General features: G+C 68.9%; 26 protein-coding genes. 21 read left to right on the top strand and 5 right to left on the bottom strand.

The features are described 5' to 3' along the window. The 8 genes from OG876_RS03635 to OG876_RS03600 all read left to right on the top strand — a co-directional run bounded on the left by OG876_RS03635 (position 1) and on the right by OG876_RS03600 (position 8,152). Positions 1-1,410, top strand: a complete 1,410-nt coding sequence (locus OG876_RS03635; RefSeq protein WP_328523306.1) for a HAMP domain-containing sensor histidine kinase — start codon at positions 1-3, stop codon at positions 1,408-1,410. A gap of 111 nt (positions 1,411-1,521) precedes the next feature. Beyond that, the gene (locus OG876_RS03630) at positions 1,522-3,120 is read left to right on the top strand and encodes an ABC-F family ATP-binding cassette domain-containing protein (RefSeq protein WP_328523305.1); all 1,599 of its coding nucleotides are present in this window, start codon (positions 1,522-1,524) and stop codon (positions 3,118-3,120) included. A gap of 129 nt (positions 3,121-3,249) precedes the next feature. Continuing rightward, positions 3,250-3,738 (top strand): hypothetical protein, encoded by a 489-nt coding sequence (locus tag OG876_RS03625; protein WP_328523304.1) that lies wholly within the window; start codon positions 3,250-3,252, stop codon positions 3,736-3,738. A gap of 7 nt (positions 3,739-3,745) precedes the next feature. Continuing rightward, positions 3,746-4,897: a sensor histidine kinase gene (locus tag OG876_RS03620; RefSeq protein WP_328523303.1), complete on the top strand. Its 1,152-nt coding sequence runs from the start codon at positions 3,746-3,748 to the stop codon at positions 4,895-4,897. Continuing rightward, positions 4,894-5,532 (top strand): response regulator transcription factor, encoded by a 639-nt coding sequence (locus OG876_RS03615; protein ID WP_328523302.1) that lies wholly within the window; start codon positions 4,894-4,896, stop codon positions 5,530-5,532. Before OG876_RS03620 ends, OG876_RS03615 begins: the two co-directional genes overlap by 4 nt. A gap of 134 nt (positions 5,533-5,666) precedes the next feature. Beyond that, positions 5,667-6,731 (top strand): HoxN/HupN/NixA family nickel/cobalt transporter, encoded by a 1,065-nt coding sequence (locus OG876_RS03610; protein WP_328523301.1) that lies wholly within the window; start codon positions 5,667-5,669, stop codon positions 6,729-6,731. A gap of 39 nt (positions 6,732-6,770) precedes the next feature. After that, complete coding sequence (locus OG876_RS03605) at positions 6,771-7,172, top strand: ArsR/SmtB family transcription factor (protein ID WP_328523300.1); 402 nt, start codon at positions 6,771-6,773, stop codon at positions 7,170-7,172. Positions 7,173-7,207: 35 nt separating this feature from the next. Further along, entirely contained in the window at positions 7,208-8,152 is a 945-nt protein-coding gene (locus tag OG876_RS03600) for a cation diffusion facilitator family transporter (RefSeq protein ID WP_328523299.1), read from the top strand. On the opposite strand, the gene OG876_RS03595 is transcribed toward OG876_RS03600, so the two are convergent. Next, complete coding sequence (locus tag OG876_RS03595) at positions 8,106-8,621, bottom strand: GNAT family N-acetyltransferase (RefSeq protein WP_328523298.1); 516 nt, start codon at positions 8,619-8,621, stop codon at positions 8,106-8,108. The genes OG876_RS03600 and OG876_RS03595 overlap by 47 nt on opposite strands. A gap of 77 nt (positions 8,622-8,698) precedes the next feature. Between OG876_RS03595 and OG876_RS03590 the strand changes: the two genes are divergently transcribed. From OG876_RS03590 to OG876_RS03575, 4 genes are all read left to right on the top strand, one after another. Further along, a complete protein-coding gene (locus tag OG876_RS03590) occupies positions 8,699-8,986 on the top strand; it encodes a DUF1905 domain-containing protein (protein ID WP_328523297.1) in 288 nt (95 codons plus the stop codon). 192 nt (positions 8,987-9,178) lie between these two features. Further along, the gene (locus OG876_RS03585) at positions 9,179-9,469 is read left to right on the top strand and encodes a hypothetical protein (protein WP_328523296.1); all 291 of its coding nucleotides are present in this window, start codon (positions 9,179-9,181) and stop codon (positions 9,467-9,469) included. Between the two features lie 41 nt (positions 9,470-9,510). After that, on the top strand, positions 9,511-10,680 hold the full coding sequence (locus OG876_RS03580) for an epoxide hydrolase family protein (protein WP_328523295.1): 1,170 nt from the start codon (positions 9,511-9,513) through the stop codon (positions 10,678-10,680). Positions 10,681-10,867: 187 nt separating this feature from the next. Next, positions 10,868-11,494: a DUF2461 domain-containing protein gene (locus OG876_RS03575; RefSeq protein WP_328523294.1), complete on the top strand. Its 627-nt coding sequence runs from the start codon at positions 10,868-10,870 to the stop codon at positions 11,492-11,494. 21 nt (positions 11,495-11,515) lie between these two features. On the opposite strand, the gene OG876_RS03570 is transcribed toward OG876_RS03575, so the two are convergent. Continuing rightward, the gene (locus OG876_RS03570; RefSeq protein WP_328523293.1) at positions 11,516-12,388 is read right to left on the bottom strand and encodes a helix-turn-helix domain-containing protein; all 873 of its coding nucleotides are present in this window, start codon (positions 12,386-12,388) and stop codon (positions 11,516-11,518) included. A gap of 449 nt (positions 12,389-12,837) precedes the next feature. On the opposite strand from OG876_RS03570, the gene OG876_RS03565 reads away from it, so the two are divergent. Next, a complete protein-coding gene (locus OG876_RS03565; protein ID WP_328523292.1) occupies positions 12,838-13,032 on the top strand; it encodes a hypothetical protein in 195 nt (64 codons plus the stop codon). 29 nt (positions 13,033-13,061) lie between these two features. Next, a complete protein-coding gene (locus OG876_RS03560) occupies positions 13,062-13,247 on the top strand; it encodes a hypothetical protein (RefSeq protein WP_130383591.1) in 186 nt (61 codons plus the stop codon). A 229-nt stretch (positions 13,248-13,476) separates the two neighbouring features. Here the strand turns inward: OG876_RS03560 and OG876_RS03555 are convergent, their stop codons facing one another. Further along, entirely contained in the window at positions 13,477-13,710 is a 234-nt protein-coding gene (locus tag OG876_RS03555) for a DUF397 domain-containing protein (RefSeq protein ID WP_328523291.1), read from the bottom strand. A 252-nt stretch (positions 13,711-13,962) separates the two neighbouring features. On the opposite strand from OG876_RS03555, the gene OG876_RS03550 reads away from it, so the two are divergent. Next, a complete protein-coding gene (locus tag OG876_RS03550; protein WP_328523290.1) occupies positions 13,963-14,811 on the top strand; it encodes a SigB/SigF/SigG family RNA polymerase sigma factor in 849 nt (282 codons plus the stop codon). Here the strand turns inward: OG876_RS03550 and OG876_RS03545 are convergent. After that, entirely contained in the window at positions 14,808-15,179 is a 372-nt protein-coding gene (locus tag OG876_RS03545; RefSeq protein ID WP_328523289.1) for a nuclear transport factor 2 family protein, read from the bottom strand. The genes OG876_RS03550 and OG876_RS03545 overlap by 4 nt on opposite strands. A gap of 120 nt (positions 15,180-15,299) precedes the next feature. On the opposite strand from OG876_RS03545, the gene OG876_RS03540 reads away from it, so the two are divergent. The 4 genes from OG876_RS03540 to OG876_RS03525 all read left to right on the top strand — a co-directional run bounded on the left by OG876_RS03540 (position 15,300) and on the right by OG876_RS03525 (position 18,839). Then, positions 15,300-16,028 carry a hypothetical protein gene (locus tag OG876_RS03540; RefSeq protein ID WP_328523288.1) on the top strand — a complete coding sequence of 243 codons (729 nt, stop codon included), beginning with the start codon at positions 15,300-15,302 and terminating at the stop codon, positions 16,026-16,028. Between the two features lie 41 nt (positions 16,029-16,069). Further along, entirely contained in the window at positions 16,070-17,188 is a 1,119-nt protein-coding gene (locus OG876_RS03535; RefSeq protein ID WP_328523287.1) for an NAD(P)/FAD-dependent oxidoreductase, read from the top strand. A gap of 89 nt (positions 17,189-17,277) precedes the next feature. Further along, entirely contained in the window at positions 17,278-17,646 is a 369-nt protein-coding gene (locus tag OG876_RS03530) for a YciI family protein (RefSeq protein WP_328523286.1), read from the top strand. Then, positions 17,643-18,839 (top strand): RNA polymerase sigma factor, encoded by a 1,197-nt coding sequence (locus OG876_RS03525; RefSeq protein WP_328523285.1) that lies wholly within the window; start codon positions 17,643-17,645, stop codon positions 18,837-18,839. Before OG876_RS03530 ends, OG876_RS03525 begins: the two co-directional genes overlap by 4 nt. On the opposite strand, the gene OG876_RS03520 is transcribed toward OG876_RS03525, so the two are convergent. Continuing rightward, on the bottom strand, positions 18,802-19,716 hold the full coding sequence (locus tag OG876_RS03520; protein WP_328523284.1) for a GbsR/MarR family transcriptional regulator: 915 nt from the start codon (positions 19,714-19,716) through the stop codon (positions 18,802-18,804). The two genes, OG876_RS03525 and OG876_RS03520, sit on opposite strands and share 38 nt — an antisense overlap. A gap of 186 nt (positions 19,717-19,902) precedes the next feature. Between OG876_RS03520 and OG876_RS03515 the strand changes: the two genes are divergently transcribed. Beyond that, positions 19,903-20,772 (top strand): ABC transporter ATP-binding protein, encoded by an 870-nt coding sequence (locus tag OG876_RS03515; RefSeq protein WP_328523283.1) that lies wholly within the window; start codon positions 19,903-19,905, stop codon positions 20,770-20,772. Further along, positions 20,772-21,617 carry an ABC transporter permease gene (locus tag OG876_RS03510; protein WP_328523282.1) on the top strand — a complete coding sequence of 282 codons (846 nt, stop codon included), beginning with the start codon at positions 20,772-20,774 and terminating at the stop codon, positions 21,615-21,617. The genes OG876_RS03515 and OG876_RS03510 overlap by 1 nt, the downstream gene beginning before the upstream one ends. Positions 21,618-21,629 lie beyond the last annotated feature (12 nt).

The raw sequence follows: 21,629 nt of genomic DNA, 5'->3' as shown, positions 1-21,629 counted from the left end.
TTGCTGGGACGGTTCTCCCTGCGCGGCCGCGTCATGCTGGCGTACGGCCTGCTCGCGCTCGGACTCTCCTCGGCGCTCGCGCTCGTCACCTGGAGCGTTGTCTCGAACTACCTGACCCAGCAGCGTGAGTCGTCCGCGATCGTGGAGACCGCCGACAACGCGGCGGCTTTGCACTACGGGTTGTTCGGTGCGCCCCAGCCCTGCCATCCGGCCCGGGAACGTGCCGAGTGCGGCAGCCCGACGCCGAACCCGAACGTCAGTGTGACGGATCTGCTGAACACGCTGCCGTCCACGGACTCCGCGGCCTCGATGCTGTACTACAACGATCAGTGGTACTCGCTGACCGGGAAGCCGGAGGATCTCCCGTCCGATCTGATCGCGAACGTCCGGGCCGGCAGCACCCAGCACCGCCGGATCAGCGTGAACGGGCAACAGGTGCTCGCCGTCGGCGTACCGATGACGCGGCCGGGGGAAGCGTTCTTCGAGTGGCATCCGCTGGACAACCTGGACTACACGCTGCGGACGCTGAAGATCACGCTGGTGGCGGCGGCGATCGTGACCGCGCTGATCGGCCTCGCGGTCGGCCGGCTCGCGAGCACGCTGGCGCTGCGGCCGCTGGCCGAGCTGACCCGGGTGGCGGACGCGGTGGCGCGCGGGAAGCTGGACGCCCGGCTGCAGGCCGAGAACGACCGGGACCTCGGTGGGCTGGCCCGGTCGTTCAACCAGACCGCGGCCGATCTGGAACGGCGGGTCGCGGTCGACGCGCGGTTCGCCGGCGACGTCAGCCATGAGTTGCGTACGCCGCTGATGACGATGCTGAACTCGATGCAGCTGATCCAGAACCACCGCGGCGAACTGCCCGCGGCGGTGCGGGAACCGGTCGAGTTGCTCGGGTACGACCTGGATCGCTTCCGGCGGCTGGTGATCGACCTGCTGGAGATCTCCCGCGACGACGGCGGTGATCAGGGCAGCCGGGAGATCGTCCGGATCGCCGACCTGGTCCGGGCTGCCGCCGACGGCACCGCCGGCCGGGAGGTGACCACGGTCGAGCCCGAGGCCGAGGGCCTCACGCTGCAGGCCGACAAGCGCCGGCTCGAGCGCGTGATCGCGAACCTGGTCGAGAACGCCGAGGACCACGCGGGTGGTTGCAAGGGCGTCGGCGTGGAGGCCGGTGGTCTCGGCGTCATCATCACCGTCGACGACGCCGGTCCCGGGATCGCGGTCGAGGACCGCACCCGCATCTTCGAACGCTTCGGCCGCGGCGAAACCTCCGGCCGCGGCCGCGGCGTAGGCCTCGGCCTGGCCATCGTCGCCCGCCACGTCCAATGGCACGCCGGCACCATCCGCGTCACCGACCGCCCAGGCGGCGGCGCCCGCTTCACCGTCGAACTCCCCGCGAAAATCAGCTGACGGTTCTTGAGCCTCCAGTTACCGTGGACGCATGGCTACTTGCCTCTGTGTCTAGCTGCGGACCCGCTTCCTCACCTGAAGTGCGTCCACTAGCTATCACGGAGAGTAACCATGATCACCGTTCGCGGTGTAGATATTCGCGTCGGCGCCCACCTTCTGCTGTCCGACCTCTCGTTCCACGTCAGCCCCGGCGACCGCGTCGGGCTCGTCGGCCGCAACGGCGCCGGCAAGACCACCCTGATGAAGACCCTGGCCGGCGAAGAGCGCCCGGCTGCGGGCGCGATCACCGTCTCGGGTTCCGTCGGCTACCTGCCGCAGGACCCGCGCGCCGCCGACCCGGCCGTCACCGTCACCGCCCGCATCCTGTCCGCGCGCGGCCTCGATGTCGCCGTACGCAAGCTTCGTCAGGCAGAGGCCGCGATGAGCACCGCCACCGGCGATGCGCAGGACAAGGCGATGGCGGCGTACGCGAAGGCCGAGGCGCAGTTCCAGGCCGGCGGTGGGTACGCGGCCGAGGCGGAGGCGGCCCGGTTGGCGGCCGGTGTCGGCCTGCCCAACCGCGCGCTCGAGCAGCCCGTCGGCGAGCTGTCCGGCGGTCAGCGTCGCCGGGTCGAGCTGGCCCGGATCCTGTTCGCGCAGCACGACACGCTGCTGCTCGACGAGCCGACCAACCACCTCGACGCCGACTCGGTGCTGTGGCTGCGGTCCTTCCTGCTCGGATACCCCGGCGGCCTGATCGTGATCAGCCACGACCGCGAGTTGCTCAAGGCAACGGTCAACCGGGTCTTCCACCTGGACCCGCAGCGCACCACGATCGACATCCACAACACCGGCTGGACGAAGTACCTCGAACAGCTGGAGACCGACGAGCGCCGCCGGACCCGGGAGCGTCATACGGCCGAGCGGAAGGCGGCGGTCCTGCACGCCCAGGCGGCGAAGATGCAGGCCGGCGCCAACACGGCCGTCGCCGCCAGGAACATGGCGCGGCGGGCGGACAAGATGCTCTACGACCTCGAGCCGGTACGCCGGGCCGCCCGGGTGGCCCGCATCCGCCTGCCCGAGCCGGCGCCGTCCGGGAAGACCCCGCTATCCGCCTCCGGACTCAAGAAGGCGTACGGCGGACTCCAGGTGCTGAACGGTGTCGACCTGGCCATCGACCGCGGGAGCCGGGTCGTCATCCTCGGGCTGAACGGCGCGGGCAAGACCACCCTGCTCCGACTGCTCGCCGATCGCGAGGAACCGGATGCCGGCGAGGTCGTCGCCGGTCACGGGCTGCGGCTCGGGTACTTCGCCCAGGAGCACGACACGCTGGATCTGGCCGGCACCGTCCGGCAGAACCTGGCGTCGGTCGCGCCCGGACTCACCGACGGCGAGGTCCGGAACGTGCTCGGGTCGTTCCTGTTCAGCGGTGACGACGCGGACAAGCCGGCCCACGTGCTGTCCGGTGGGGAGAAGACCCGCTTGGCGCTGGCTGGACTGGTGCACTCCGGCGCCAACGTGCTGCTGTTGGACGAGCCGACCAACAACCTGGACCCTGCCTCCCGCGGCGAGGTCCTCGGCGCGGTCGGCAGCTACCCGGGCGCGATCGTCATGGTCACCCACGACGAGGGTGCGATCGAGGCGCTCCGTCCCGACCGCGTGCTGATCCTGCCGGATGCCACCGAGGACCTCTGGTCCGACGACTATCTGGACCTCGTCTCGCTGGCGTGATCCCGGGCCTCAACCCACGGGTTGAGGTCTGGGTTCCACCCGGATGCGAACTCCGGGCTGACGTCCCCGCCGCCGTTTCCGGGGAGTGTTGTCACCGACAACGAAACTCCTCGGAAAGGACAACCAGAGATGTCGGCGCAACTCGTCGTGGGGATCTTGGTGGGACTGTGGGTGCTGGTGCGCGTCGTCGGCCGGCAGATCACCGGATCGCTGGTCACCCAGCGGCAACTGGTGCTGATGCCGGCGATCCTGCTGGTGCTCGGCGTGCTCTCGCTCTCGTCGACGATCCACGGGGCCTCCACCGGGGAGTTGGCGTTCCTCGGGCTGGACTGCGTCGTACTGATCGGAGTCGGGTTCGCCCGCGGCGCCAGCATCCGGCTGGAGCGTCGCGACGACGGCCTGTTCCAGAAGGGAACCGGCGCCACGCTCGCACTCTGGCTGCTGACCATCGCGCTCCGCGTCGGCGCCTCCTTCGGGTCGGCCGCGATCTGGCCGCACGGGACGCTGAGCCGCGCGGCCCTGGCGCTGACCATCGGGCTCACGATCGCCGCCCAGAACGCGATGATCTACCGCCGGGCGCTGAGCCTGGACATCCCGTTCGCGGTCGAGCGGGCATGATGACGGTATGAGTACGACGACCTGGGACCGGGTGAAGGCATCACCGGTCCCAGGCCTGCTGTTGCGCGCCGTGCCCGGCCTGCTGGTGATCGCCTCGGTGCTGACCGCCCCCGGGCACCAGCATCGCCTCTCGCTGCCGCTGATCGTCGTCCTCGGCGCAGTGGTTGTCGTGAGCAACATCTTCCTGCTCGTGCCCCGGTACGGCGAGCCCCTGGCGCGGCGGGCCTCGATCGCGTTGCTGGTCTTCGTCATCGCGGGGTCCGTCCTGTGGTACGCACTCCCGCAAAGCGTCCTGATCGTGCTGCCGTTCTGGGCCCCGCGGGCCGCAGTGCGGTATCACCAGGCCGGCAGGACCGAACTGGCTGTGGTGACACTGGGCGTGCTCGGCGCGAGCATCCCGATGTACGTCAACACGCACTCCGTGCCGGCTGTCGTCGGTACAGCGCTGGGCGTCATCGCGCTGGTCCTCGCGTCGATCAACCGCCAGCGGCGCGAGGAGCAACTCGAAGGGATGGAGGTCTCGCTCGCCCGGAAGCAGGCCGCGATCGAGGAACACAGTCGCGCCGCGGCGCTGGCCGAGCGAGCCCGGATCGCTCGCGACGTCCACGACGTACTCGCGCACTCCTTGGCCGGACTGTCGTTGAGTCTGCAAGGAGCCCGGCTGATGCTGGTTCGGGACGGTGCTTCGCCGGAGGCGATCGAGCAGGTGACGCGGGCGCAGGGCCTGGCGGCCGATGGACTGGCCGAGGCTCGGCGAGCGGTTGCGGCATTGCGTGAGGACGCCGTTCCCGACGTACGGGCGCTGGGCGATCTGGTCACGGCGTACCGGCTGGAGAGTGGGGCGACGGCGGACTTCGAGGTGGAGGGTGAGGTACGGATGCTCCCGGCGGAGGTGATGAGCACGCTGTATCGAACGCTGCAGGAGGCGCTGGCGAACACCCGCAAGCACGCGCCCGGCGCCCCGGTCGACGTGAAGCTGTCCTACGCCGACGAGGTACGCCTGACGATCGAGGACCGCCCGGGACGGCGCCCGAGCCGGCCCGCGCCCGGAGGCTATGGTCTCCTCGGAATGCGAGAACGAGCCGACCTCATCGGCGGCTCCCTGGACGCCGGCCCAACCTCCAACGGCTGGCGCGTGGAACTGAAGGTGCCGGTATGAGTGCGGTGCGGGTGGTGGTCGCGGACGATCAGAGGGTCGTGCGGGACGGGCTGGTGACGTTGCTGAAGTTGTTGCCGGGGATCGATGTGGTTGCGGCCGCGTCGGACGGGGACGAGGCCGTGCGGTTGGTTGCCGAGCACAACCCGGATGTGCTGCTGGTGGATCTGCGGATGCCGAAGTGCGACGGCGTGGAGGCGACTCGCCGGGTCCGTGCGGACCACCCCGGCACGGAGGTCGTCGTACTCACGACCTACAGCGACGACGACTCGGTTCTGTCCGCGCTGCGGGCCGGCGCGCGTGGCTTCCTGACGAAGGACGCCGACGCCGAGTCCATCGGTCGTGCGCTGCAAGCCGCGGCGGCCGGTCAGTCGATCGTCGACGCCGAGGTCCAGCGCCGGCTGATCGAAGGCGCCGCCACCCCCAAACCCGCCGACCCCGCGGACACCGGCCTCACCCCACGCGAGATCGAGGTACTACGCCTCATCGCCGACGGCCTGTCCAACACCGAGATCGCCCGCCACCTGGTGGTCAGCGAAGCCACGGTCAAGACCCACATCAACCATCTCTTCGCCAAAGCTAACCTCCGCGACCGAGCCCAAGCCGTCGCCTACGCCTACCGCCTCGGCCTCAACTGAGCGGCGGCACACACCTGGGGGCATTCAGTCGCTCACCGCACGCGGCCGTCGGGGGAACCGTCTACCGGTTCCGTTCCAGCTGTTCATGCGACTGGGTTGCAGGTGGGGGGTGGGGCGGCGTTTACTGGCGGATCGTGAGGCGTTGGGAGATTACGGGGCGGGAGTGGGGTTCGGTCGGCGGGATGGCGGCGTTCGTGCTGCTGTTGCATCTGGTCGGGTGGGGGGTGCTGGCGCTGGTGGTGGCGCCGCGGCACTACGTGCTCGGGTCGGCCGGGGTGTTCGGGGTCGGGCTGGGCGTCACGGCGTACACGCTGGGGATGCGGCATGCGTTCGACGCCGACCACATCGCGGCGATCGACAACACCACCCGGAAGCTGATGGCGGACGGGCGGCGGCCGTTGTCGGTCGGGTTATGGTTCTCGCTCGGGCATTCGACCGTCGTGTTCGCGCTGTGTTTCCTGCTCGGGATCGGCGTACGCACGCTGGCCGGGCAGGTGGCGGATGACTCGTCCCGGCTCCAGCGGCTCACCGGCCTGATCGGTACGGCGGTCTCCGGCGTCTTCCTGTATCTCATCGCTGCCCTCAACCTCGTCATCCTGGTCGCGGTGATCAAGGTCTTCCGCCGGATGCGCACGGGGGAGTACGACGAGGCCACGCTCGAGCAGCACCTGAACAACCGCGGCCTGATGAACCGCATCCTGGCCGGCGCGACGAAGGCGGTCAGCCGGCCGTGGCAGATGTACCCGATCGGCCTGCTCTTCGGGCTCGGCTTCGACACCGCGACCGAGGTCAGTCTGCTGGTGCTCGCCGGTGGCGCCGCCGCGTTCAGCCTGCCGTGGTACGCCGTCCTCACGCTGCCGGTTTTGTTCGCCGCCGGGATGAGCCTGCTCGACACGATCGACGGCTGCCTGATGAACTTCGCCTACGGCTGGGCGTTCGCGAAGCCGGTGCGCAAGGTGTACTACAACATCACCATCACCGGCCTGTCCGTCGCGGTCGCCCTGGTGATCGGCAGCATCGAGCTCGTCTCGATCCTGACCGACAAGCTGCACATCACCCACGGCCCGCTCGCCGCGATCGCCGGCATCGACCTGAACTCCGTCGGCTACGCGATCGTCGCGCTGTTCCTGCTCACCTGGCTCACCGCGCACGCCGTCTGGAAGTACGCGCGGATCGAGGAGAAGTGGACCGCCCGCTGATCGTTGTCGCTCAGCGGCGGGATGCACTACCGTGGACATATGAAGAGTTCTGCAGATGTGCAGGTCGACGCATGTTCGGTCCGGCTGGTGGATCCGGAGCGGGTGGCGAGCGTCAACGCCAGGATGCCCGGCGCGGACGACATCGTCGACACGGCCGACGTGTTCGGCCTGCTCGGCGACCCGCGGCGGCTGAAGCTGCTGGTCGCGCTGCTCGACGGTGAGCTGTGCGTCTGCGATCTCGCCGCGGTCACCGGGCTGAGCGAGTCTGCGACCTCCCACGCGCTCCGGCTGCTGCGCGCGCACCGCGTCGTCGCCGTACGGCGGGACGGCCGGATGGCGTACTACCGCCTGGACGACGCCCACGTCCGCATGCTCGTAGACCTCGCCGTCGCCCACACCGAACACACCGACGCCATCCACCCGGAGAGGTCCGAGCCATGACAGGTGAGGGTCATGGACACGGGCACGGGCATGGTGTGAGTTCCGAGGCGGATCGGAAGCTGCTGAGCGGTGCGCTGGCCCTGATCGTCGGCTTCATGGCCGCGGAGATCATCGTCGGCATCGCGGCCGGATCGCTGGCCCTGATCACCGACGCCGCGCACATGCTGACCGACGCGATCGCGATCCTGCTCGCCCTGATCGCGATCCGGCTCGCCGCCCGCCCACCGGCCGGCGGCTACACCTACGGCTTCAAGCGCGTCGAGATCCTGTCCGCCCAGGCCAACGGCATCACGCTCCTGCTGCTCGCGGCGTACTTCGTCTTCGAGGCGATCAACCGGATGATCCACCCGCCGGACGTGAAGGGCGGTCTGGTCCTGATCACCGGTCTGGTCGGCATCGTGGTGAACCTGCTCGCCACCTGGCTGATCAGCAAGGCCAATCGCTCGAGTCTCAACGTCGAGGGCGCGTTCCAGCACATCCTGAACGACCTCTTCGCGTTCATCGCGACCGCGATCGCGGGTCTCGTCATACTTCTCACCGGCTTCGCCCGGGCCGACGCGATCGCCGCGCTGGTGGTCGCCGCACTGATGCTCAAGGCCGGCATCTCACTGGTCCGCGACTCCGGCCGGATCTTCCTCGAGGCAGCGCCGACCGGGATCGACCCGCAGGCGCTCGGCGCCGAGCTGTGCGCGGTCGAGGGCGTGGTCGAGGTGCACGACCTGCACGTCTGGGAGATCACCTCCGGCGAGTCGGCCGCGTCCGCGCACATCCTGGTCGCCGAGGGACTCGACTGCCATCAGATCCGGATCAAGATCGAGGCGCTCCTCGCGGACCGGCATCAGCTGACGCACTCCACCCTCCAGGTCGACCACGCCACCGGCGACGACCCCGCGGCCCACTGCAGCGACGCCCACGGCACCGTGCACCGCTCGATCACAACCGCTGCACGAGCACCTGACCCGGCCAGTCCGAACCATTGACCCGAGGTACGGCGAACTCCACGTCCCGGGTGAATCCCTGTTTCTCGTAGTAGCGGACCAGCGCACCGTCGCCACCCGCGAAGCAGTCCACCCGGAGCACCCCGACTCCCGCCGTACGAGCCAGCTCGCGGGCGTGATCGAGCAGCTCGCCGCCGAGGTTGTGGCCCGCGGATCCGCGCTCGGTGACCAGCAACCGCACGTACAGCTCCGGTTCGGCGGCCGCGGGCACGTACGGCATCGCGTCCCCGACGGCGAGCGCACCCACGACCCGGCCGTCGGCTTCGGCCACCCACAGCCCGTCGTCAGCGAATGACGTGATCTGCGCGATTCGCTGCGGGTTGGTCGAGTGCGGCTCGGTGCCCCACTGATCGGTCTGCCCGCGCGCGACCAGCCACTCGGTCGCCCCGTCGAGCAGTGCCAGCACCGCCGGTACGTCGTCCCGCCCCGCGCGGCGGATGTTGATCTGCACGTCCCCAGAATAGTTTGACCGGGGATGTCGAAACCCGTCCGCCAGTCTCTACCCAGGGGTGTAGAGAGGAGCTCACCGTGAGCAGCAAGACCGGAAAGCTGGACAAGACGTTCACCGCGCCACTGCTGAAGAGCGACGCCAAGGGCGGCTGGACCTACGTGAAGATGCCGGACTCGGCCGAGTACTTCGGCACCCGCGGCCTGGTGAAGGTCCGCGGCACCATGGACGGCCACCCGTTCGAGAGCTCGTTCATGGCCCTCGGCGACGGCACCCACAAACTCCCCGTGAAGGGCGACCTCCGCGACCTGATCGGCAAGGAGCCCGGCGACGAGATCACCATCCATCTGGAAGAACGCCTCGGCTGAGCCCACCCGGTTAACGTTTGAGACCGCGGTCACAGCGGGTCATGTCCTGAGTAAGGACTGTGTGAAGAATCAGTCCTGACGGCCCGCACGGTTGGGGATCATCCGGCGCCGGACCGTAAGTTCGGTTGCGGGTGGTCCGTCGACGTCAGGAGTGAACGAAGTGCAACGGGGCTCACGGGGTACGCCGTCGGCATGCCCGAGATCAGCGGAGCCGGTCTCGCCGTGACGACGCTGAAAAAGATTCTCGGCATCGCCGGGGCGGCACTGCTGCTGGCCGGGGTGCTGCTCGGCTTCCGGTCGGTCTCGGCCGGTGGCACCGACTGTGGTTCGGCGTTCCAGCCGGCCGCGGGGATCACGCCGATGGCGTGCGACAACGCGCTGAACAGTTCCGGCACCCTGGTCACGATCGTGATCAGCGCAGGTGTGCTCTGCCTGGTCGCCGCCGTCACCGTCAAGGTGGTCCGGGACAAGGTCAGCGCCTGAATTCAGGTGCGGGTCGTCGGCCGCTGCGAGACGCTGCCGCAGTGACGATCGAACAGTTCCGGCTGGATGTGCCGGAGACGGACCTGAAGGACCTGCACGAGCGGCTCGACCGCGTCCGCTGGCCGGCCGAGCTCCCCGGCGCCGGCTGGTCCCGTGGCGTGCCCCTGGCGTACCTCCAGGACCTGGTCGAGTACTGGCGTACTGGCTACGACTGGCGGGCGGCCGAGGCGCGGCTGAACGAATGGCCGCAGTTCACCACCACGATCGACGGCGCGAACGTGCACTTCGCCCACATCCGCTCACCCGAGCCGGACGCGACCCCGCTGATCGTCACCCACGGCTGGCCGGGCTCGTTCGTCGAGTTCAGCGAGATCGTCGGCCCGCTGACAGACCCCCGCGCGTACGGCGCAGACCCGGCCGACGCGTTCCACCTGGTCCTCCCGAGCATCCCCGGCTTCGGACTGTCCGGACCGACCCGGGAGCCCGGCTGGGAGTTCCTGCGGGTCGCCAACGCGTGGTCCGTCCTGATGGCGCGGCTCGGCTACGACCGGTACGGCGCTCAGGGCGGCGACTGGGGTGGCGGCATCTCCCGTGAGCTCGGGCGGATCGACGCCGAGCACGTGATCGGCGTACACCTCAATCTCATCCCCAACTCCGGCGCCACGTCCGAGCCGACGCCGGCGGAGTTGGAGCCGCTCGAACAGGCCGAGCGGGACCGCACCTGGGCTTCCTGGCGGCGGTTCCAGGACTGGTCGAAGGACAAGCAGGGGTACGCCGACCTGCAGTCGACCCGGCCGCAGACCCTGGCGTACGCCCTCACCGACTCACCGGTCGGGCAGCTGGCCTGGATCGCCGAGAAGTTCGCGACCTGGTCCGATCCCGCGTCCGCGATCGACCGCGACCATCTCCTCACCAACGTGATGCTCTTCTGGCTCACGCGCACCGGGGGATCGTCCGGCGCGATCTACTACGAGCGCACGCACGCGTCGTACTGGGGACAGCCGGCCGAGCCGTCGACGACGCCGACCGCGCTGCTCGACCTGGCCCACGACAACTTCATCCCGCTGCGGCACAAGGTCGATCGGACCGACAACATCGTCCGCTGGACCAGCTACCCGCACGGCGGCCACTTCGCCGCACTCGAACAACCGGACGTGCTCGTCACCGACATCCGTGCGTTCTTCGCCACCCTGCGGGGCACGGAGTCCTGAGCACCGGTGGTGCGCCGGCCTGCGCCTGGTCCTGGCCGACGCACCTGTCCGGAAGGTGTTCCGGTACCCGTTGGGGCCGTGCCTATGCGCCGAACTATCGTGGCGCCGTGAAGGAGCGAAGCGAGTTCACCATCAAGCACAGCGTGGTCCGTGCCTCATCCGCGCCCGGAGCGAAGCGAGGACGTGGATGAGATTCACCGGGTTTCCGGCGGCGGCGCTGGACTTCTACGACGACCTCGAGATGGACAACACCAAGAGCTTCTGGACGGCGCACAAGCAGGTCTACGAGGAGTCGGTGAGGGCCCCGATGGCGGCGCTGCTCGCGGAGCTCGAACCGGACTTCGGTCCGGCGAAGCTGTTCCGGCCGTACCGGGACGTCCGCTTCGCGAAGGACAAGACGCCGTACAAGACGCATCAGGGCGCGTTCATCGACGTCGCTCCGGCGACCGGCTGGTACGTCCAGCTCGGGGCGCCCGGCGTCCGGGTCGCGGCCGGGTTCTACGAGGCGAACTCGGAGCGGCTGGCCCGGGTCCGGACCGCCATCGACGACGACCGGCGCGGCAGGCAACTGGAGAAGCTGCTGGCCAAGCTCACCGCGGCCGGCTGGACGGTCGGCGGGGATCGGCTGAAGACGAGCCCCCGCGGGTACGACGCGGAGCACCCGAGGATCGACCTGCTCCGGCACAAGTCCCTGACGGTCAGCAAGTCCTACGGCTTCGAGCCCGTCATCCACAAGCCGGAGCTGGCCGGCCAGATCCGCGCCGACTGGAAGGCCACCCGGCCGCTCATCACCTGGCTGACCGACAACACCTGACCGCCGGCAGGCAGCCCGGGATCAGCGGTCGAAGTCGCGGCGGATCCTGGCGAGGATGTCGCGCGTCTTGTTCGGCGGCGGGGCCGCGACGCAGAGGGCCTCCATAGTGGCCGTGTACTGGTCGAGGTCCTCGAGCTTGTCCAGGTACAGCGCACTGGTCAGGTGCTCGATGTAGACGATGTCGGGCAGGTCCTGCTCCGGGAAACGCAGGATGCTGTAGGCGCCGCCGGTCGCCGCGTGGCCGCCGGAGTCGAACTTCATCACCTGCAGCGTGATGTTCGGCAGGTGGGTCGCCTCGATCAGCGAGTCCAGCTGCATGATCATCGCCTTCACGCCGCCGATCGGCCGGCGCAGCACCGACTCGTCGACGACGGCCCAGAGGCGGACCGGATTCGCCCGGGTCAGGACTTCCTGCCGGTTCACCCGCAGGGCGACCCGCCGCTCGACCTCCTCGGCCGGGATCAGCCCACGACCGAGCTGAACGACCGCGCGTACGTAGTCCGTGGTCTGCAGCAGGCCGGGGACGAACTGGAGCTCATAGGTACGGATCAGCGCGGCCGCTGCCTCGAGCCCGAGATAGGAGTGGAACCAGCTCGGCAGCACGTCGCCGTAGCGGTGCCACCAGCCCGGGTTGTTCGCCTCACGGGCGAGGGCGAGCAGCCGCTCGCGCTCTTCGCCGTCGTCCAGGCCGTACAGCGTCAGCAGATCGCCGACGTCTCGCTCCTTGAAGCCGACACGGCCCAGCTCCATCCGGCTGACCTTGGATTCCGATGAGCGGATCTCCCACCCTGCGTCGGATCGGCTGATCCCAGCCGCGTCCCGCATCCGCCGTAGGTGCGCTCCGAGAATGATGCGAAGCGCGGTCGGTCCGCTCTGCGCGCCCGACTCGTTCACACCCACCTCCCACAGCCCCCAGCGGTCTGATCAGCGGCAACATCGCCCGCAGTGCACATCATCGCACGCTCAGGAGCGAATCTGCCGAAGTTCTTACATATCAGCAGCGAATCCGAACCGACGATCACGCGCCGTAACAGTAGCCGATGCGCCATTGCGCAATTTGTCCGGACATAGTGCCCCGTTCGAGCTGAGGCGAACACCGTTCGACAGACCCTCGATCCAGCCCTCGGCAGGCGGAAAGGGGGATTTTGTGGTCTCGATATGGAAAACGTGCGGATGCACGTGCATCTGACGCTTGCATTCGAGGCGTGCCGACGCCATGATTGATTCATGCACAGAAGGTGAGCTGGATCTCGCGATACGTAACTGCGTGTGATCTGGCAGGCCGGTCCTACGGGCCGCCGACGGCCCTCCCGTTGGCTTGACTGGTTGGGGAACCCGAGTCGATGAACGACGACGACAGTGAGACAGCCGAGCGTACCGCCCAGCTGGCCGGCGGCCGCGCGCCCGACGAACTGACGGAGCGGGAGATCCAGGCACTGGTCGCGCGTTGCCCCGAGCAACAGCGCTGGGCCTTCGAGGGCTGGCTGCGCGGTGTCCGCCACCTCGACGGAGACCCGATCGTGAGTCTCGCCCCATGACCACCGACAGAGCAGGAGGAGGCCGAAAGATGGTGCGGATCTGGCTGGGAGACCACCTGATCGCCGAGTATGTCGCCGAGCCGGACCGCGCGTCGCGGTACCAGCGGGTGATGACGCCGAAGTTCACCGGATTGCGCATCACCGTTGACAATGCGGCCACCGGCAAGGCTTCCGAACTGCCCAGCGAACAGCTCTGGCCGCTCACCGTCCAGTAGCCCGTTCGACCCCTCCCGGTAACACGAAGGCCGGCCCTCGTCCGAGGGTCGGCCTTCGTCGTTCCCTGGTACAGCGTTCACCCGGTGCCCGCCTGTTCGGGTGGGGCGGCCGGCCGCACGTGAGGTTTTGCTGCCGACCGCCGTCCCCCGGCTTTCGCCGTCGCAGCGGACAACGGAAGAGGCCCCTTCGTCACTCGCCTGGCGAAGGGGCCTCTTGCTTCCGGTTCCGTCAGGCGAGGTAGTCGAACTCGCCGTCGTGAACGCCGCCGAGGAACGCCTCGATCTCGGCCTTGGTGAACACCAGTGCGGGGCCGTCGGCGTGACGCGAGTTCCGCATCGCCACGCCACCGTCCGCCAGCTTCGCTACCTCGACACAGTTGCCGTTGGGGCCACTCCGCTGGCTCTTCCGCCAGATCAGCTCGCTGATCGAGTCGCCGGGCATGCCGTTGTAGACAGCAGTCATCAGCTGCACCTTCCGTACGTCTTTGGCATATGCACGTGCATTTGGCCTTGCATTTGCATCGTACACCGTTCGGGGTCATGTGTCCGCCCCCTTACGTGTAGTGATCACGTCAGGCTCAAACGCCCGTTGCAAACCGTCCCGAGGTCGCGATGGGATGCATGGGATCGCGGGGGATGGGTACCAACCAGAAGCAGGCATGACCGTGGTTCAGCGAAGTGCCACGCCGTGACAAGAGTCGCGAGGTCATACCAAATGAGTACGAGCACCGTGTTGTTCGCCACCGCCCCGTCCCGGTCAGGACGGACCTCCACCAGCTGCACCACCCCGGCCGATCGGGCCGCCCGGGAAGCAGCCACCAGGGAACTGATGGAACGCAGGGCTTCCTGCACCGACGAAACCGAGCGGCAACGCCTGCTCGAGGAAGTCGTGGAACTCAACCTCGAGATGGCCCGGGGCATCGCGCGCCGGTTCCGCGGCCGCGGCGCCGAGGCCGACGATCTGGAGCAGGTCGCCTACCTGGGCCTGGTCAAGGCCGCGCATCATTACCGGCTCGACGCGGACACCCCGTTCATCGGGTTCGCCATTCCGACCATTCGCGGCGAGGTCAAGCGGTACTTCCGCGACTGCGCCTGGACGGTCCGGATCCCGCGCCGGCTCCAGGAGATGCAGGGCACGATCGCGACCAAGCTGCCGGAGCTCGAGCAGGCGCTGAACCGGGAGCCGACGCCGAGCGAGATCGCCGAGCACCTCGAGGTCGACGTCACCGAGGTCGAGCAGGCGCTCGCCGCCAAGGGCTGCTTCAACGTGCTCTCGCTGGACCGGCCCGCCGAGGTCGACGCCGAGCTGACGCTGGCCGATGTGGTCGCCGATGTCGATGACGGAAGCATCGATCAGCTGGAGACGGTCGAGATGTTGCAGCCGGTGCTGGCAGATCTCGGCGAGCGCGAGCGGCGGATCCTGCAGCTGCGCTTCGTCGAGGGCTGGACCCAGTCGGAGATCGGGAACGACATCGGCGTCAGCCAGATGCAGGTCTCCCGGGTGCTGCGCAAGATCCTCGACGACCTGCGCGACAAGCTCGCTCCGCTGCCGGCTGCCGCCTAACCGTTGCCGGAGGCGACATCTGCCGGGGTGCCTTGGTGGTAGTAGAGGCGCCAGGTGCCGTCGGTCCGCCGCCACAGTGAACTGCGGCGGACCGGGGCGCCTCCGGTGCGGCGGGACACATAGGTGACGTGGACGAGGTCGTCGGCCAACTGGACGCCGGCGACCTCGGTCGCGTGGATCGGTTCGGGGTCGGTGATCTCACCGCTGCTGAGCGCGGCCACCATCGCCGGCCGGTCCCAGCGGCGACCGGACGCGCCCACCTCGACGAAATCCGGATCCAGCAACGCTTCGACCGCCTGCGCCGACGACCGTACGTCCGGCCGCAACAGACTCAGCTCCGCCTCGACAACCATCCCCACCTCGTCCATTCCACCCACCCTATGGCGACTCGCCCGCAGCGGATGGTTACCGAGGGTGCAGGGTAGCGGCACAATGGGGGAAAACGAGGTGATGAGTCTTTGTTCCTGGCGTTGCGGATGATCAGGACGGTGCCCGCGGACGCGGTCGCCGTGGTCCGCGCGTACCCGCGCATTGTGGTGTGCTTCGCGGCCGCCCTGACCGGCACCGCGCTGGTGTTCGACGTCTTCTATCTCGTGGCGAGCCCCGGACTCACGTTGGCGCTGGTCTATACGGTGCCGGTTCTGGCGGGTCTGATCGCCGGACTGGTGGCGGCGGCCGACGATGTCGGCCTCGACCGGGCAGTGCTGCTCCGCACGACCGGCCTGGCCGTTGCCCTCGGCATCACCAACGCGATCGTGGTCGCGATGATCGCCGCGATCCGTCGTACCGACCCGTCGAACTGGGCGTCCGGTGGTCAGTCGGTGCTGTTCGCCGGCTGCACGGTGTTCGCGGTCGCGGTGTCGATCGTTGCCTGCCGCAAGCTGATCGATGCGCTCGGCATCGAGTTGCGGACGAAGTTGCCGCGTCGCCCGGTCCGGGTCCCGATCGCCGCGGTGCGGGTGGCGGCGCCGGTGGCGCGCGCGAGCAAGGAGTCCGCCGCCCGGGCCAAGCCGGTCCAGGTGGTCGCGCCTCCGCCGGACGATGAGGAGACCATCGAGGTCTTCGTCCCGCCGCCACCGCGGGTGGTCGATCTCGACGAGGCCCGCCCGGTCGGTTCGTTGGGTCAGTCCAGTGGTCACGCGGATCGGCTCGTCCCGCGCCCGCGCCGGACCGGCACCCGCGGTCCCAACAAGCCAGGTAGGCGTCCCGGCAGCTAGCAGGTCGTGCCCGCTGCCACACTGGGAGGGATCTGCGGGAGGTGCCTGTGTGGGATCTGGTGGTCGTCGGAGCCGGCCCGGCGGGGGCTTCGGCTGCGCTCGGCGCACTGGCGGCCGACCCGAGTCTCTCGGTGCTGATGCTCGATCGGCACGACTTCCCGCGGGACAAGGCCTGTGGTGACGGGATCGCTCCGCACGTGCTCGATCTGCTGGCAGGTGTAGGCGTCACCGGCATCATCGACGAGTGGACGCCGGTACGACGGTTCGCCCTGACCCGGGGCGACGTCGGAGTTGACCGCGACATGGCCCGGCCGAACTGGGTGGTGCCGCGGACCGTCTTCGATCACCGACTGGCGGACGCGGCCCGGACGGCCGGTGCGCAGCTCGTCCGCCGACGGGTCCGTGGTCTCGAGATCCAGCGGCATGCGGTGCTGGTGGACGGCGAGCTGGACGCCCGGTTCGTCGTCGGCGCTGATGGTGCGCATTCCGTCGTACGGCGGGATCTCGGGGTGAAGCCGGGTCCGGTGGCGCTGGCGATCCGCGGGTATGCGCCTACGCCGACCGCGCGGGCCGCGAGTCAGGTGATCGCGTACGGTCCGGGACGGCAGCCGTCGTACGCGTGGTCCTTCGACCGTGGCGACGGCTGGTCGAACGTCGGGTACGGCGAACAGCTGACCAGCGACCGGCCGCGTCCGACCCGGGCCGACCTGCTTGCGCACCTGGAAGTCCTGCTGCCAGGCGCGTCCGACGGCGGGAAGTCGTGGTGGGGACACCATCTGCCGCTGTCCGGATGGACCTGGCGTCCGTCGGCGGGTCGGGTGATGCTGGCGGGCGACGCCGCCGGGTTGATCAACCCGATGACGGGCGAGGGCATCTACTACGCCGTCGCGACCGGTCTGCTCGCCGGCCGCGCGGTCGCCAATGCTCTGCGGGCCGACAGTCCCGATGCGGGTACGTCGTACCGCCGCCGAACGGCTCGCCTTCTCGGCAGCCATCTCCGGCACACCGCCCTCACCGCCCAACTCACCCGCTCCGGGCGCGTCCTCGACGCGGGCATCCGCGCGGCCGCCGCCGATCAGCGCATCTTCGACGACCTGGTCGAGCTCGGCCTGGCCGACGGCCTGATCACCCGCCGCCTGGTGCGCGGTCTGATGTCGTAGAAAGAAATCTGCGGATGATGTCGAAACGGCTCCGAGAGCTTCGAGGTGTCGGTGCAAGCAGGTGACCGACTACTGAAGGGAAGAGCGTCATGAAGTATCTGTTGCTGGCCTACACCAAGCAGGCCGACTGGGACACGGTGGACGTGACGAGCCCGGAGTTCCTGGCGGCGTGTGCGTTCTACGAGGAGCTGGGCGCCGAGCTGACCGCATCCGGTGAGCTGCTGTCGACCGAAGGGCTGGCCCATCCGGCGCTGTCGCACACCGTCCGCGGGGGCGTGGACGGGCCGATCGCCAGCGAGGGGCCGTTCGCCGAGTCCAAGGAGGTGCTGGTCAGCTTCGCGGTCGTGGACTGCGACAGCCACGACCGGGTGATGTCCATCGCCACCCGGATCACCGGTGCCGTCGGCGACGCGGTCGAGGTCCGGCCGATCATGGCAGGCCCGCCCGAACAACCATGATCGAGCAGATCTGGCGAGATCTGACCCCGCAGGTCCTGGGCGCGCTGGTGCGGCGGTACGGGCATTTCGAGTCCTGTGAGGACGCGGTCCAGGAGGCGTTGCTGGTGGCCGCCACGCAGTGGCCGGAGCAAGGTGTCCCGGATGAGCCGAAGACGTGGCTCATCCGGGTCGCCTCCCGGCGGCTGATCGACATCCTCCGCAACGAGGAAGCACGCCGGCACCGGGAGGACGCCGTACGCGTTCCGGATGTCGCCCCCGAGCCGGCCGCGGGGCCGGACGACTCGCTGACCTTGCTGTTCCTGTGTTGCCATCCCACGTTGTCGACCGCGTCGCAGATCGCGCTGACGCTGCGCGCGGTCGGCGGCCTGACGACGACAGAGATCGCCGCCGCGTTGCTCACGCCGGAGGCGACGATGGGGCAGCGGATCAGCCGGGCCAAGCAGAAGGTCCGCGGCACGCCGTTCCGGTTGCCGGCCGAGTACGCCGAACGGTTGGCCGCCGTACTGCAGGTGCTCTATCTGATCTTCAACGAGGGCTACACGGGTACGGCGGGGGAGCGGCTGAGCCGGGTCGAGTTGGCGCAGGAGGCGATCAGGCTGACCCGGATGCTGCACGCGATCCTGCCCGACGATGGCGAGGTCGCCGGTCTGCTCGCGCTGATGTTGCTGACCGATGCGCGGCGTGCCGCTCGTACGACGGCGGACGGGTTGCTGGTGCCGCTCGACGACCAGGACCGCGGGCTGTGGGATCAGCAGGCGATCGGTGAGGGCGTCGAGTTGATCACGTGGGCCATGTCAACGACGAAGCTCGGGCCGTATCAGCTGCAGGCCGCGATCGCCGCTGTGCACAGCGAGGCGAAGACCGCGGCCGACACCGACTGGCGACAGATCCTCGGGCTCTACACCCTGCTCGAGATGCACCTCGACGGTCCGGTGGTGACGTTGAACCGTGCGGTCGCGATGGCGAAGGTGCACGGTCCGGCGGCGGGTCTCGCGTTGCTCGACACGTTGCGGGACGACGATCGCGTGACCCGGTCGCATCGCTATCCCGCCGTACGGGCGCATCTGCTCGAGCTGCAGGGTGACACCGACGCGGCGAAGGAGCTGTATCTGGTGGCCGCGAAGCTTGCCACGAATACCTCGGAGCAGCGCTATCTCAGGAATCGTGCAGCGCGTGGAGCTGCGTCCGGGTGAGGCGGGCGGGGTTGGGGATCGCCTGGTAGGTATCGGCGGTGGGCTGGTCGAGTACGACGGGGTCGCAGTACTCGGCGTACTTCGTGGCGCTGGCGAACGCGTCGGTGATGCGACCGGGCGGCCAGTTGAGGGCGGTGGCGAGCTGATGTGTGGTGAGTGGACGGGCCGCGTGCAGGAGTGCTGCGAGGATCGTGAACGCGTCGTCGATCACTTCGAAGCCGGGGCCGCCGGACATGTCCTCGCCGAGGTGGTGAAAGAACTCGGCCATCTGCGTCAGGCGTTCGCCGGCGGGGGTGTCGCGGCCGAGAAGGTCCGCGCCTTCGGCGGCGGTCCCGGCCCAGTTGAGGTTGGTGCGGGCGCTCACCTGCCAGGCCTTCACCCAGACCTCTTCGGCGATGACGTAGTGCTGCAGGCGGCGCCGCGGGTCGGGTTCGCGATGCACCATGCCGACGCGTTCGAGGTAGCCGATCGCTGTGGAGACCGATGCTGGGCTGACGCGGAGCTCGCGCACGAGGTCGGCCGCGGTCAGGCTGCGGGAATCAGTTGTGTAGAGCAACGCCAGGACCCGCGACGCCATCCTCGGCAGGCCGCCGTCGACCATCATCGTCGCGAACCGCTCGACGTACCCCTGCACCGGCCCTGACGGCTGATCGTCGCCCGTCGGCAGGCCCGGTTTGCGGCGGCGGGCCCGGGACGCGGTCGCGTAGTGCGCATGATCGGCCCGGTAGCCGTGCGCGCCGCCGTTGCGGGCGATCTCGCGGCTGACCGTCGACGTGGGGCGATCCAGTTGCCGGGCGATCTCGGCGTACCCGAGGCCGGCGGTCAGGCCGGCCGCGATGTCGAGCCGGTCCTGGTGGCTCAGCCTGCCTCCGGGCATCGTCGTCCTCTCTGCGTTAACCGTCAGCTCATTGCAACGATCCTCAGTGCTGGGTTGCGTTCTGCGTCAGCCTCATTGCACAGATTGCCATGTTTTGCAGGACTTCTCATCCCCTCGTGAGCCGATCGTGATTGCCGACGCCATGAATGCAACGTAGCTTTCGGGAAATCGTGAAGGAGGTGGCAAATGGTTCTGACGGTGGACGGGCTGCGGATGCGGTACGGCGACACCGAGGTGCTGCGGGACGTTTCGTTCCAGGCCCGGCAGGGTGAGGTGGTTGCGTTGCTCGGCCCGAACGGCGCGGGGAAGAGTACGACGATCGAGATCCTCGAGGGCTTCCGGTTGCGTTCGGCCGGACAGGTCGAGGTGCTCGGGGTGGATCCCGCCGAAGGCGACGAGCGGTGGCGGTCCCGGCTCGGCATCGTGCTGCAGTCGTGGCGCGACCACGGCAACTGGCGGGTGCGTGAACTGCTGCATCACCTCGGCACGTTCTATGCGCCGTACGCTACAGCGACTGCCGAGCGGCCGTGGGACACGTCCGAGTTGCTCGAGGCGGTCGGGCTCGGAGCGCACGCGGAGCAGAAGATCAGGACGTTGTCCGGTGGGCAGCGGCGCCGGCTCGATGTCGCGATCGGGATCGTCGGGCGGCCGGAGTTGCTGTTCCTGGACGAGCCGACCGCGGGGTTCGATCCGGAGGCGCGGCACGAGTTCCACGACCTGGTCCGGCGGCTCGCGGCCGAGCAGGCGACGACGATCCTGCTCACCACCCACGACCTCGACGAGGCGAGCAAGCTGGCGCATCGCATCCTCATCCTGACCGGCGGCCGGATCGTCGCGGCCGGTACGACGGCCGAGCTGACCACGTTGATCGCGGGAGAGGACGAGGTCCGGTGGGTTGTCGACCATCAGCACTTCCGAAAGTCGACACCTGACTCGACCGCGTTCGTCCGCGAGTTGTTCGCGACGTACGGCGCCGCCGTCCGCGAGCTCGAGGTCCGACGGGCGTCGCTGGAGGACACGTATCTCGCCCTGGTCCGAGGACAGGAGGCCGCGTGATGAAGGCAAAAGCTGTTGCATTGAAGGCCGGTTGGCGCCGGGGACTGACCGAGTTGCGGCAGTCGTTCACCAACGGGCCCGAGCTGTTCAGTCACTTCCTCTGGCCGGTGCTGATGCTGGGCGCGCTGTTCTTCCTCAGGCATCGGGACTTCGGCTCGACCGGTTTCCTGCTCGGGGCGCTGGCCTTGCCGAGCATCCTCGGGATGAACGCCGCGATGGGTATGGTCAGCATGAGCCAGCAACTCACCGCCGACCGCGAGGACGGCACGCTGCTACGTGCCAAGGCCACCCCCAACGGCATGCTCGGCTACCTCGTCGGCAAGGTCGTCTCCGTCGCCGGCGGTCTGCTCGCCGACCTCACCATCCTGCTGATCCCGGGCTGGTTCCTCGTCGACGGACTCGCGCTCGGATCGGCGCACTGGCTGACGCTCGTCTGGGTCCTCGTGCTCGGCGTGATCGCGACCCTGCCGATCGGGGCGATCCTCGGCTCGGTCTTCACGACCGCCCGGTCGCAGGGCCTGATCCAGCTACCGATGCTCGCGCTCATCGCGATCTCCGGCATCTTCTACCCGCTCACTGGGTTGCCCGGTTGGCTGCAGTGGATCGGCCAGCTCACGCCGATCTACTGGATGGGTGTAGGCATGCGGTCCGCCCTGCTGGCGGACAGCGCGGTCGTGGTCGAGATCGACCACTCATGGCGTCACCTCGAGGCGGCCGCTGTGCTCGGGGCTTGGGCCGTCGCCGGGTTGCTGCTGGCACCCGTCGTACTGCGCCGGATGGCCCGGCGAGAGTCCGGTTCGAAGGTCGCGGAACGGCGGGAACGCGCCCTGCAACGCGTCGCCTGAGATCGTGGTCCT

Origin of the sequence: Kribbella sp. NBC_00359, from assembly GCF_036097425.1 — a bacterium.
GTDB lineage: Bacteria > Actinomycetota > Actinomycetes > Propionibacteriales > Kribbellaceae > Kribbella.
Note: the sequence above shows the minus strand (reverse complement) of the source record. Positions and strands in the feature narration are given on the sequence as shown.